This is a genomic window from Streptomyces sp. NPDC001068 (genome assembly GCF_042897315.1).
Classification (GTDB): domain Bacteria; phylum Actinomycetota; class Actinomycetes; order Streptomycetales; family Streptomycetaceae; genus Streptomyces.
Map to the genome: position 1 here is coordinate 103,253 of NZ_JBIAYD010000009.1, position 12,013 is coordinate 115,265.

Below are 12,013 nucleotides of genomic sequence, written 5' to 3' on the forward strand. Positions count from 1 at the left end.
TGGGGAAGTGGCGGGACGCAGACGGACGGACGGCGGCCGAATCGGCGGGATGGCCGATAAAGTTAAGGAGCCTTACTAGATGCGTCAAGTATGTGTCAGGAATCGGTGAGAATGGTGCGATGGCCGCCAGCGACGTCGTAGAGCAGCAGGAACAGCCCTGGAGCCGGCAGCGACTGCGCAGCACCAACGAGCGACTGCTGCTGGAGCGGCTGCGCCGGCTCGGTTCCGCCTCCCGGGCCCAACTCGCCCGCGAGACCGGCCTGTCGAAGCCGACGGTGTCCAGCGCGCTCGCGGCACTGGAGTCGGCGGGCCTGGTCCACGAGGTGGGCACCCACGCGCCGGAGCGCGGCCGGACGGCGGTGCTGTACGCCCCCGACCCGGCGGCCGGGTACGCGCTCGGCGTCGACGTGGGCCGCGGCTGGCTGCGGGTGGCGGTCGCCGACCTGGACGGCACCCTGGTCGCCCGCTCCGACGTGCGCAACCGGGCCCGCGGTTCGGACGCCATGGCCGACCTGGTGGTCGCCACCGCGCGGCAGGTGGTCGCCAACTCCGGGGTCGATCCGGCCGAGGTGGTGCACGGCGTGGTCGGCACGCCGGGCGTGTACGACGAGCGGCAGCGGCGGGTGCGGTACGCGATGCACCTGCCGGGCTGGGGCCGCGCCGGGCTGTTCGACCGGATGCACGAGGAACTGGGCGTCCCGCTGGAGGTCCACAACGACGCCAACCTCGCGGCGCTCGGCGAGTACACCTACGGCGTCGGGGCGGGCAGCCGGCTGTTCGCGTACATCATGATCGGCACCGGTCTGGGGATGGGCGTGGTCAGCGACGGGCGGCTGTTCACGGGCGCGCACGGGCTCGCCGGGGAGATCGGGTTCCTGCCCTGGCCCGGGCAGCGGCGCAAGCCGGAGCGGCTGGAGGACGCGGTGTCGGGGGTGGCCGTGGTCGAGGCGGCGCGCCGGTTCGGGATGACCGGTCAGCTCACCGCCAAGTCCGTGTTCGACGCGGCCCGCCAGGGCGATCCCGCCGCCGTCGAGGCGGTGGGTCTGGAGGGCGAGCGGATCGCCCACACGGTGGCGGCGGCCACCGCCGTGCTCGATCCCGACCTGGTCGTCCTCGGCGGCGGGGTCGGCCACAGCGTCGACCTCCTGCTGCGTCCGGTACGGGACCATCTGCGCACCCTCACCCCGCTGCGCCCGAAGATCGCGCCCAGCCGGCTCGGCGAGGACGCGGTGCTGCTCGGTGCGGTGGCCACGGCCCTCGGCACCGCCCGTGACCTGGTCTTCGAGCGCAGGTCCGCCGGGCCCTGAAGCGCGTCCTGTTCTGTGCCCTGTTCCGCGTCCTGTTCCGCGTCCTGTTCCGCGTCCTGAATCCACCGACGCCAACTCGCGCGGACGCCACGGTGATTGACACCGCCCTTTCGGGACCCTAGCTTGAGCCGGGTTAGTAAAGTTTCCTAACTTTACGAGCCTGGAGACCACGTGTTCCCTCGCCGCGCCCCCGGACACCGCCTCGCCACGGCCGCCCTGGCCCTCGGACTGCTGGGTTCACTCAACACCAGCGCCTGGGCCGGGGCCCGCGACCCGGCCCACGGGCCCGGGCGGATCACCCGTGTGCCGTCCACCGCCGGGTCCGGGACCCCGCTGTCGGGCTACGCGATCCGGTCGACGGCAGAGGTGGGCGACTCCGCGGCGGAGGTCTCCTCGCCCGGCTACCCGACGCAGGGCTGGTATCCGGCGGGACCCCGCTCCACGGTCCTCGCCGCGCTGCTGGCCGACGGCGTCTACGACGACCCCTTCGTCTCCACCAACCTGCAGAAGATCCCCAAGTCGCCCTTCCAGGTCCCCTGGTGGTACCGCAGCGACTTCACGGTCGCCGACCCCTCGCACCGCACCTACCTGGATTTCAGCGGGGTGATCTCGGCGGCCGACGTGTACGTGAACGGCCGCCAGGTCGCCACCACCGCCGACGTCACCGGCGCCTACACCCGGCACGAGCTGGACGTCACCTCGCTGATCAAGGCCGGCACGAACACGGTCGCCTTCCGTGTCCGGCCCAACGACCCGAACAAGAACCTCACCATGGGATGGCTCGACTGGCTCCAGCCCCCGCCGGACCAGAACATGGGCATCGTCCGTGACGTCCTGGTCCGGCGCGGCGGCCCGGTCGCGCTGCGCGACGCGCACGTGGTGACACGGCTCGCGGTCCCGTCCCTTGCGACGGCCGACCTGACGGTGAAGGCGCAGGTCCGCAACGACTCGGACGCGCCGGTGACCACCGAGGTCTCCGGAACCGTCGCCGGGGTGACCCTCACCAGGTCGGTCGAGCTCGCGGCCCACCAGACCAGGACCGTCACCTTCAGCCCGGCCGACACCCCGGGGCTGCACCTGACCTCCCCGAAGGTGTGGTGGCCCGCGGCCATGGGCGGCCAACCGCTCTACGACCTCGGTCTCACCGCCTCCGTCGCCGGCACGGCTTCGGACACCGCCCACGAGACCTTCGGCATCCGGGACGTCCGGGCCCCGCTGAACTCCGACGGTGCCCGCCAGTACTCGGTCAACGGCCGCCGGCTGCTGGTCAAGGGCGGCGGCTGGTCACCGGACGAGTTCCTGCGCTGGGACCGCACCTATGCCGAGGACCGCCTCAGGTACGCCGTGGACCTGGGCCTCAACTCCATCCGGCTGGAAGGGCACATCGAGCCCGACGAGTTCTTCGACCTCGCCGACCGTCTCGGCGTCCTCACCCTGCCCGGCTGGGAGTGCTGCGACAAGTGGGAGGGGCAGACCAACAGCGGCGAGAGCGGCGAGAAGTGGACCGCCGCCGACTACCCGGTCGCAAAGGCCTCGATGGCCGCCGAGGCTGCCCGGCTGCGTGACCACCCGAGCGTGATCTCCTTCCTGGTCGGCAGCGACGCCGCGCCCGACGCGAAGATCGAGAAGGGCTATCTGGACGCCCTGGCCGCCGCCGACTGGGCCGTCCCGGTGGTACCCGCGGCCTCCGACAAGTCGGCTCCCCAGCTGGGCAGTTCGGGAATGAAGATGACCGGGCCCTACGACTGGATCCCGCCGAACTACTGGTACGCCAAGCGGGAGGGCGGCGCCACCGGCTTCAACTCCGAGACCAGCGCGGGCCCGGACATCCCCACCCTGGACACGCTGCGCCGGATGATGACCCCGGCCGAGCTGGACACCCTCTGGAAGAACCCGGACCTCAAGCAGTACCACCGCTCCCCGTCCCCGGTCTTCGGCACCCTCAAGGTCTACGACGACGCCCTCACCGGCCGGTACGGCGCCCCGAAGAGCCTCACCGACTACGTCCGCAAGGCGCAGCTCGCCCAGTACGAGAACGTCCGTGCCCAGTACGAGGCGTACGGGCGCAACCAGACCGACGCCGCGATGCCGTCCACGGGGGTCGTCTACTGGATGTTCAACAGCGGCTGGACGTCGCTGCACTGGCAGCTGATGGACCGTTACCTCGACCAGGGCGGCGCCTACTTCGGCGCGAAGAAGGCCAACGAACCGCTGCACGTCCAGTACTCCTACGACGACCGGACGGTGGCCGTGGTGAACAACCGGCCCGCCGCCGCCTCCGGCCTCACCGCACGGGTGACCCTCTTCGACCCGGACGGCACGCAGCGGTACGACAGGACGGTCACCGGCCTCTCGGTCGAGGGCGACGGCGCGCACACCACCGCGCTCACCGTGCCGGCGTCGGTGAGCGGGCTGCCCTCCACCTACCTGGCGCGGCTGGTGCTGACCGACGCGACCGGCCGGGAGGTGAGCCGCAACGTCTACTGGCTCTCCACCAAGGCGGACACCCTCGACTGGGCGAAGACCGACTGGTGGCACACCCCGACGACGGGCTACGCGGACCTGAAGGGGCTGGCGTCGATGGCCCAGGTGCCGGTGACGGCGGCGGCGTCGACCACGGCGGCGGACGGCACGTCGACCACCACGGTGACGGTCCGCAACGCGGGCACGGGCAGCACCCCGGCGCTGCTCACGGACGTCCATCTGGTCGACGCGGACGGCGCACCGGTGCTGCCGGTGCGCTGGTCGGACAACGAGGTGAGCCTGTGGCCGGGCGAGTCGGCGACCCTGACCGCCACCTACCGCACCGCCGACCTGCACGGCTCGGAGCCCCGGGTGCGGGTCTCCGGCTGGAACGCGGTGGAGCGGACGGTTCCGGCGGGATCGCCGGAACCGTCCGTCCCGCTCAGCTCACGTTGAGCGCGGTGTCGTCGAGCACGAAGGACGTCTGGAGGGTCGATCCCTCCACGCCGGAGAACTTGACGGTGGCCGTGGTGCCGGCCAGGGAGGACACGTCGAAGCTCTTCAGGACGTATCCGGAGGCCGCGTTGAGGTTGGAGTACGTGGCCAGGGTGGTGGATCCGGCGGTCACCGTCAGTTTGTCGTAGGCGGTGCTGGTGGTGGTCTCCGCGGTGTCCACGTGCAGGTAGAAGCTGAGCGTCGCGGAGCAGCCGGACGGGATGGTCACCGACTGGGACAGCGTGTCGGTGTGGGCCGATCCGTAGCCGTCGAGCCAGGCCTTGTAGGAGCCGGTGCGGGCGGCCTCCCCGCTGGAGTTGGTGATGACCCCGCTGCTGCCGGTCCAGGTGGTGTTGCCGGACTCGAAGCCGGGGTTGCCCAGCAGCTGGGCGGCGGTGCAGGTGCCGCCGCCACCGCCTCCCCCGCCGCCGCTGGTGCCGCCCCCGGCGAGCCAGGCGGTGGCGTTCAGGGCGAGGGCCGCGTTGGTGGCGCCGGTGTCGTTCCAGCCGTCGTAGAGCGTGTTGCCGGACTGGCCGGTGCCGTCGTCGATCGGGGAGCTGTCGCCCCAGAAGGCGACGCGGCCGCTGCCGAAGGTGCTGGTGGCGAAGAAGGCACCGGTGTTGCCGGAGTAACCGCTGCGGTAGACCAGGCCCTTGACGGCGGAGTTGTCCGACGGCTTCAGGGTCGCCGTGGTGCCGTCGGCGATCAGGCTCTTGGTGACGGTGCCGAAGGAGCCGTGCAGGACCGGGTTGGTGCTGTCGCTGATCGCGGCCGGGTAGCCGGAGCTGATGTCGAGCGTGTCGATCGAGAAGCCGAACGGGTCGGTCGAGTCGACGCTGTTGTTCGTCATCAGGTCGTTGAAGATCTCGACGGCGTCCTCGCCGTCGTTGTTGCGGTCGGCGCCGGTGTGGTCGGAGACCATGAACAGGCCGCCGCCGTTCTTCACGAAGTTCATGATGGCCGTCTTCTCGGCGGTCGTGAACAGCGTGTTGGGCTCCGGGAGCACCAGCGCGTCGAACTTCGACAGGTCGGTGGTCGACGAACCGCCGTACGTCAGCGCGCCGGTGGCGGTCTTCAGGCTGTAGCTGCCGGTCTTCTGGAGGGCGACGCCCCAGGACGAGAGGGCTCCGGTCCAGTCCGTCTCCGAGGAGGGGGTGGAGTCCTGGGAGAGCGGGTCGGGCTTGCTGGTGGAGATGATCCAGTCCGCGTTGCCGGCCTCCTCGGCATGGCCGTCGTCGAACAGGACGCGGTAGGTGGTGGCCGCGTGGGCGGGGGCCGCCGCGGTGCCGACCTGGAGGGCGGCTGCGCTGGCGAACAGGGTGAACCCGGCAAGGGCGGTGGTGATTCTGTGGCGGGATCTGCTGGATCCGAACATCCGGCGAACCTCCGTGAGGGGTGGGGTGACGGCGGTGGGGGCGCCAACTCTTCGCGCGTAGAACGTGGTTGAGATTTCTACACGCGTCGACTCCTTGAAAGGTACATGGCATGTCGGATCGGTGAACAGAAAACCGCTGTAACAACCGGAGGGGACTGCCCACGCGTTGAGCGGGCAGATTTGACAGCAGCGGGGCACCGACGAAGAGGGGCGGACATGGAGATCTCGGGCATCATCAGTGCCATCATCATCGGAATCATCATCGGTGTGCTGGGGCGCCTGGTCGTCCCCGGCCGCCAGCACATCGGTATCGTGCTGACCATCGTGGTCGGCATCGTGGCGGCACTGCTGGGCTCGGCGATCGCGGCCGGCTTCGGCGTGGCCGACACCAAGGGGCCCGACTGGATCGAGTGGTTCATCCAGATCGCGCTGGCGGCGCTGGGAATCGCGGCACTCGACCGGAGCCGCCGCCGGTGAACCCGCCGGTCCGCGGCGGTGGGACCGTGGCGGAGACGGCCGCAGCACTCCGGGGCGACCGCGGGAGAACTCCCCGCGGTCGCCCCGCGGCCGTTGCGCGGACCAGGCACGCGACACCCCGCCGTCGCCGTCCCGGTCAGGGGGCGCCCCGTCGCGGGCCGGCTCAGCCGAGTTCGAGCGTGGTCACTCCGAAGACCCGCTCCAGAGCGTGTTCGCGGACCGGGCCCGTGTACATCCGGGCGGTCTCGAAGGAGGGGCTGAACCCCGCCTCCTCGGCGAGGGCCACGCCCGCCGGGCTGGTCCCGGGCACGTCGACGGCGACCCGGCGGCCGGACGCCTCCGCCAGCAGGGCGGTGAACAGGGCGCGGGCGTCCTCGGCGGTGTCGGCGAACAGGGGGCCGACGCGCAGGCATTCGTGGCCGGGACGGATCACACCGTAGCCGGTGAGACGGTCGCCCACGTGGCGGACGAAGGCCCGGTGACCGGTGGTGGTCAGCCAGGCGGCCACGAACCGCGGCCGGTCCGCCGGGAAGCAGGCACTGTCGTACGCCGTGACGGCCGGCAGGTCGGCCGCGCGCGCCGGACGGACGCCCGCCGGGATCTCGGCGACCGGGGCCGGACCCGTGAACCGGGTGGTGCGGTAGGCCGGTTCGAAGCCCGACCGGCGGTAGTTGTCCTGCTGGGCCACCACTCCGTCGAGGCCGACCGTGCGGGTGCCGGCGTGGGCGAGCGCGGTCTTCCAGGTGGCGAGGCCGTGTCCCTGTCCGCGCAGGCCGGGGCGGACCAGGTACCAGCCCAGGAAGGCGTAGTCCGCGTCGTAGCGGACGACGGAGACGGCCGACACCGGTACGCCGTCGACGCGGCCGATGAAGAAACCGTCGGGGTCCTGGGCGAAGAAGGCGTGGAGATCGGCCGGCCCTGGATTCCAGCCCTCGCCCACGGCCCAGTCGCGGACCACCGGCCAGTCGTCGGACGTGGCCTGGGTGACGACGAGGTCCTGGGGGGCCGGGGAGGGCATCGACGGGCTCCGTTCGGGCGGGGGGGCGGACGGGCACGGCGAGCGGCGCCGCGCCCACAGCATCCTTCCCGATCACCGGGCCCGGCACCACGACGGGTTCAGGCCGTCCGAAAGCCCCCGCGGGGTGACCCGGCCGACGTCCCCGCGGGGTGACCCGGCCGACGTCCCGGCGGGATGGCCCGCCGGGACGCGCGCACGGCGCGGGCCCCACCGGTCGGGGTCCGGTGGGGCCCGCGGGTACGGCTCCCGGCGAGCCGCCTCGGCGGCGACTCCGGAGGGTCAGCGCGTGCGGTCCGGCCGGAAACGCCGGTGCAGAACGGTTCCGGCGAGCAGCAGCGCCGCGCTGCCCGCGGCGGCCGCGGCCGTGAGGTCCGTCCCGGTGTGGGCGAGCGAGGACGTCGCGACCGGTTCGGGGGCGGGCTTCGGGTGCGTCCTGACCGGGGTCGGGGTGGGCTCCGGCGCCGGGGGCGTCGGCTCCGGGGTCTCCGGCGGGCTCGGCTGGTCGCCGGAGGTGTTCACCGAGGTGTTGCCGATGGCCGGATTGAGTGCCCCGACCACGTTCACGCTGTTGCCGCTCACGTTCACCGGGAGGTCGACCGGCAACTGGATGCCGTTGCCGGAGAGCACTCCGGGCGAGTCCTCCTCGGCGCCCCGCGCGGACGCGCCGCCGGTCGCGCCGGATCCGCCCGACTTGCCGTCACCGGCGCCGACGCCTGCGCTCCCGCCGGTCGCGGACGAGCCGCCGGACTTGCCGGCACCGGCGCCGCCACCCTCGTTCGCACAGGAGTTGCCGGCCGCCGGGTTCAGGAGTCCCACCACGTTCACGGTGTTCCCGCACACGTTCACCGGGACGTGCACCGGAAGCTGAATACCGTTGCCGGAGATCACTCCGGGCGAACCGGCCGCAGTACCGTCCGCGCCCGAGTCGGCCCAGGCCGGGCCCGCAACGGCCATCGCACCGGAGGCGGCGGCGACGGCGATCACACCGTTTCGGGTAACCCGTTTCATAGGTTCCCTGCCTTCCAGACATTGTCGCGGGCGCTCGCCCGCACCGTCTAAACCGCGGCCGCACCGGGCGAGTTATGGCTTATCCATATTTCACCCCATCGGGTGACATCGATATCGAACCCGGAGCAAAACGCGGTAAGGGGCCCGAAGTCGGTGATCGTCGCAGGTTACGGCACCCCGGCCCGGCCGCCGGGAGGCGGGCCCGTCGGTACCCGCCTATGGTGAGCGAAAGCCCTGATTCCGGTCCGCCACGGAGCATCCCTGGAGGCCTTCGATGCCGGCCATGCCCCGGACCCGGCCCGCCGTGCGTCGATGCGCCGGCGTGGGAGCCGTCGCGCTGGCCCTGCTCGGAGCGGGCCTTCCGACGGCCGCGAACGGGTCCGCGAACGGCCCGGAACCGGACCTGAGCCGCTTCTACCGGCAGCGGGCCCACTGGACGGCGTGCGCGGACGCGGCACTGCCCAAGGACATGCAGTGCGCCAAGGTGACGGTGCCGCTCGACTACGCGAAACCGGCCCAGGGCACCGTCGACCTGGCGCTGTCCCGCTACCGGGCCACCGGGAAGTCCCGGGGCTCGGTGCTGCTGAACTTCGGGGGCCCCGGCGGCTCGGGCGTCAGCGGGCTCGGCCTCGCCGGCAAGGACTTCATGAGCCTGACCAACGGCTACGACGTGGTCGGCTTCGACCCGCGCGGGGTGGGCCGCTCCTCCCCCGTCAGCTGCGGCGACGGCCTCGAGGCCGCCTCGGACGGCACGAGCACCGACAAGATGCCCGACATCGCGCATCCGCAGGCCCTGATGAAGGTCCTCCAGCAGTTGACGGCGCGGTGCACCGAACACTCGGGGCCGGTGCTGTCCCACATAGGCACCGTGAACGCCTCCCGGGACCTGGACGTCATCCGCCAGTCCCTCGGTGACAGCGAGCTGAACTACCTCGGCTTCTCCTACGGCACCAGGCTCGGCGCGGTGTACGCGGCGCAGTTCCCGCACAAGGTCGGCCGGATGGTCCTGGACGGCGTGGACACGCTGACCGAGTCACTGGCCGAACAGGGCGTGGCGGGTGCCCAGGGACAGCAGACGGCCCTCGACGACTTCCTCGACTGGTGCGTGGCCGACCAGGGGTGTCCGTTCGGCCAGGACCGGCGCAAGGCGGGGGACGCCGTGGTGACGCTGGTGCGCTCGCTGGACGAGAACCCGGTGCCCTCCGACTTCGGCGGCCCCTTCTCCGGTCAGGACCTGGTGGGCGCCATCGGTCAGGCGCTGTACAGCAGGGACTCGTGGTCGACGCTGGAACGGGCGCTCGCCTCGCTGATGGAGGACGGGGACACCAGGGGGGTGCAGAACATCGCGTCCGGCGGCGTCGCCCTGCCCGTGGGACAGCGGCGCGGCAGCGGGCCGGCCGGCAGCGCCGACATCCCCGTGGACAACCTGTCGGCCGCCCTGATGGCGATCAACTGCGCCGACGACCCCGACCGGCCGGACGCACGGCGGATCACCGAGGACGTCGGCCGGCTCGGCGAGGAGTACCAGCAGGCCTCCCCGGTCTTCGGCCGGTCCCGGCTCACCCAGATGCTGCTGTGCTACGGCCGGCCCCGCGGCACGGACTTCATCCGCGACGAGGTGAAGAACGTCTCGACGGCTCCGATCCTGCTGGTCGGCACGCGCGGCGACCCGGCGACGCCGTACCGCTGGGCGGTCGAGACCGCGAAGCGGCTCGGGCCGTCGGCCGTGGTGCTGGACAACCGGAGCGACGGCCACACGGGGTACACCACCTCCAGGTGCGTGCACGGCAAGGTCGACGACTTCCTGCTGTACGGCACGGTGCCGGCCGACGGCAGTTCCTGCCCGGCGGACGACGGCCGGGGCACCGGCACCGGCCCGTCGGACTGACCCTCAGGCCAGGGTGAGTTCGGGGGCGTACAGGTCGAGCCAGTGGGCCAGGTCGAGGGTGCGTTCCAGGCCGCGCCGGGCGCTCTGGCTGCCGAGCCCGGTCCGGTGCGCCGCTCGGTCCGCCTTCTCGCGGTCGACGAGGTCGAAGACCGGGTGGCCGGGCCGCGCCAGCAGGTCCATGACCTGGCCCTGGAGGGCCCGGCCGTACTCCGGGTCCTGGGTCGACGGGTAGGGGCTCTTGACCCGGTCGTACACGGACCGCGGGAGGACGTCCCGGGTGGCCTCCCGCAGCAGGGTCTTCTCCCTGCCGTCGAAGGACTTCAGGGCCCAGGGCGCGTTGTAGACGTACTCGACGAGCCGGTGGTCGCAGAACGGCACCCGGACCTCCAGGCCGACCGCCATGCTCATCCGGTCCTTGCGGTCCAGCAGCATGCGCACGAAGCGGGTGAGGTGCAGATAGCTCATCCGGCGCATGGTGAACTCGAAGTCGCTCTCCCCGTCGAGGCGTTGGACTCCGGTGACGGCGGAGCGGTAGCCGTCGGCGATGTACGTGTCCAGGTCCAGGGACTTGACGAGGTCGGGGCGCAGGACCTCGGTGTCCTCGCCGAAGTGACGGCCGGCCATGGAGAGCCAGGGGAAGGTGTCGGCGTTGCGGGCGTTCTCGTCGAAGAACTGCAGGTAGCCGCCGAACACCTCGTCCGCGGACTCCCCCGACAGCGCGACGGTGGACTGGTCGCGGACGGAGCGGAAGAGCAGCAGGAGCGAGGCGTCCATGTCCCCGAACCCGGCCGGCATGTCGCGGGCCCGGATCACCCGCTCGCGGACGGCGGGGTCGGCGAGGCTGTTCACGTCCAGGACGATGTCCTGGTGGTCGGTGCGGGCGAGCCGGGCCACGTCGTGCACGAAGGGCGTGTCGGGGGTGCCGCGCAGTTCGTCGGCGACGAAGTTGTCGGTCTGGCCGACGAAGTCGACCGCGAAACTGCGGACCTTCTCGCCCTGCACGGCGAGTTGCCGGGCGGCCAGGGCGGTCATCGCGGAGGAGTCGAGGCCGCCGGAGAGCAGGGTGCAGCGGGGCACGTCGGCGACCAGCTGGCGGCGCACGATGTCGTCGAGGAGTTCACGGACGGTGGCGACGGTGGTGTCACGGTCGTCGGTGTGGGCGCGGGTCTCCAGCCGCCAGTAGGTCCGGGTGCGCGGTCCGTGGCGGTCGACGGTGACGACGGTGCCGGGTTCCACCTCGCGCATGCCGTCCCAGACGGCGTGTCCGGGGGTCTTGACCATGGTGAACAGCTCGCGCAGTCCGTCGAGTCCGACCCGGGGGCGGACCAGCGGATTGGCCAGGATCGCCTTCGGCTCGGAGCCGAACAGCACGCCGTCCGGGGTCGGGTACAGGTAGAACGGCTTGATGCCCATGCGGTCGCGGATCATCACGAGCTTGTCGTGGCGGCCGTCCCAGATCGCGAAGGCGTACATGCCGTTCAGCCGTTCGGCGACCGTGTCGCCCCACTCCAGATAGCCGCGCAGGACCACCTCGGTGTCGGAGTCGGTGGTGAACTCGTGTCCACGGGCGACGAGTTCGCGGCGCAGTTCGGTGAAGTTGTAGGCCTCGCCGGAGTACACCATGGCGACGGTTCCGTCCGGGGTGCGGACGGTCATGGGCTGGCGGCCGCCGGGCAGGTCGATGATCGCGAGCCGGCGGTGGCCCAGGGCGGCGTGGCCCTCGCTCCAGGTGCCCCGGTCGTCGGGGCCCCGGCAGGCCATGGTCTCCGTCATCGCATCCAATGCGCGCGTCTCGGTGGTGAGGTCACGGTCGAAGGAGACCCAGCCGGTGATGCCACACATGCGTTACCTCCTGCTGCCGGTCTGCCGGGCAACACGTGCCACCTGCGGTTCCACGGCGAAGCCGATTGCCCGAGCGAACCACTTGTATTCAGCACCTATATACCGAGCGTGCTCCCGCACTCCGGCACGGTCAACCTGGA

The 12,013-nt window shown here is 71.7% G+C and carries 8 protein-coding genes; 4 read left to right on the forward strand and 4 right to left on the reverse strand.

The genetic code is table 11. The features are described from left to right. The first annotated feature begins 119 nt into the window (after nt 1-119). Together ACFY3I_RS25195 and ACFY3I_RS25200 are read left to right on the forward strand one after the other, a co-directional pair. Nucleotides 120-1,307: an ROK family protein gene (locus ACFY3I_RS25195; protein ID WP_390862851.1), complete on the forward strand. Its 1,188-nt coding sequence runs from the start codon at nt 120-122 to the stop codon at nt 1,305-1,307. Nucleotides 1,308-1,478: 171 nt separating this feature from the next. Next, a complete protein-coding gene (locus ACFY3I_RS25200) occupies nt 1,479-4,226 on the forward strand; it encodes a sugar-binding domain-containing protein (protein WP_390862853.1) in 2,748 nt (915 codons plus the stop codon). Here ACFY3I_RS25200 and ACFY3I_RS25205 read toward each other — a convergent pair. Continuing rightward, complete coding sequence (locus tag ACFY3I_RS25205) at nt 4,213-5,640, reverse strand: hydrolase (RefSeq protein ID WP_390862855.1); 1,428 nt, start codon at nt 5,638-5,640, stop codon at nt 4,213-4,215. The two genes, ACFY3I_RS25200 and ACFY3I_RS25205, sit on opposite strands and share 14 nt — an antisense overlap. 216 nt (nt 5,641-5,856) lie before the next feature. On the opposite strand from ACFY3I_RS25205, the gene ACFY3I_RS25210 reads away from it, so the two are divergent. Further along, the gene (locus ACFY3I_RS25210) at nt 5,857-6,117 is read left to right on the forward strand and encodes a GlsB/YeaQ/YmgE family stress response membrane protein (RefSeq protein WP_365287634.1); all 261 of its coding nucleotides are present in this window, start codon (nt 5,857-5,859) and stop codon (nt 6,115-6,117) included. Nucleotides 6,118-6,280: 163 nt separating this feature from the next. On the opposite strand, the gene ACFY3I_RS25215 is transcribed toward ACFY3I_RS25210, so the two are convergent. Together ACFY3I_RS25215 and ACFY3I_RS25220 are read right to left on the reverse strand one after the other, a co-directional pair. Then, nucleotides 6,281-7,135: a GNAT family N-acetyltransferase gene (locus ACFY3I_RS25215; RefSeq protein ID WP_390862857.1), complete on the reverse strand. Its 855-nt coding sequence runs from the start codon at nt 7,133-7,135 to the stop codon at nt 6,281-6,283. A gap of 279 nt (nt 7,136-7,414) precedes the next feature. Next, nucleotides 7,415-8,143, reverse strand: a complete 729-nt coding sequence (locus tag ACFY3I_RS25220) for a chaplin (RefSeq protein ID WP_390862859.1) — start codon at nt 8,141-8,143, stop codon at nt 7,415-7,417. 274 nt (nt 8,144-8,417) lie between these two features. On the opposite strand from ACFY3I_RS25220, the gene ACFY3I_RS25225 reads away from it, so the two are divergent. Further along, nucleotides 8,418-10,031, forward strand: a complete 1,614-nt coding sequence (locus ACFY3I_RS25225; RefSeq protein ID WP_390862860.1) for an alpha/beta hydrolase — start codon at nt 8,418-8,420, stop codon at nt 10,029-10,031. A gap of 3 nt (nt 10,032-10,034) precedes the next feature. On the opposite strand, the gene asnB is transcribed toward ACFY3I_RS25225, so the two are convergent. After that, complete coding sequence (gene asnB, locus ACFY3I_RS25230) at nt 10,035-11,873, reverse strand: asparagine synthase (glutamine-hydrolyzing) (RefSeq protein ID WP_390862862.1); 1,839 nt, start codon at nt 11,871-11,873, stop codon at nt 10,035-10,037. Nucleotides 11,874-12,013 lie beyond the last annotated feature (140 nt).

What these genes read in the sequence shown, in the direction of transcription:
- ACFY3I_RS25195 (WP_390862851.1), top strand. Translation starts at nt 120, where the DNA reads ATGGCCGCCAGCGACGTCGTAGAGCAGCAGGAACAGCCCTGGAGCCGG.
- ACFY3I_RS25205 (WP_390862855.1), bottom strand. Translation starts at nt 5,640, where the DNA reads ATGTTCGGATCCAGCAGATCCCGCCACAGAATCACCACCGCCCTTGCC.
- ACFY3I_RS25210 (WP_365287634.1), top strand. Translation starts at nt 5,857, where the DNA reads ATGGAGATCTCGGGCATCATCAGTGCCATCATCATCGGAATCATCATC.
- ACFY3I_RS25215 (WP_390862857.1), bottom strand. Translation starts at nt 7,135, where the DNA reads ATGCCCTCCCCGGCCCCCCAGGACCTCGTCGTCACCCAGGCCACGTCC.
- ACFY3I_RS25220 (WP_390862859.1), bottom strand. Translation starts at nt 8,143, where the DNA reads ATGAAACGGGTTACCCGAAACGGTGTGATCGCCGTCGCCGCCGCCTCC.
- ACFY3I_RS25225 (WP_390862860.1), top strand. Translation starts at nt 8,418, where the DNA reads ATGCCGGCCATGCCCCGGACCCGGCCCGCCGTGCGTCGATGCGCCGGC.
- asnB (WP_390862862.1), bottom strand. Translation starts at nt 11,873, where the DNA reads ATGTGTGGCATCACCGGCTGGGTCTCCTTCGACCGTGACCTCACCACC.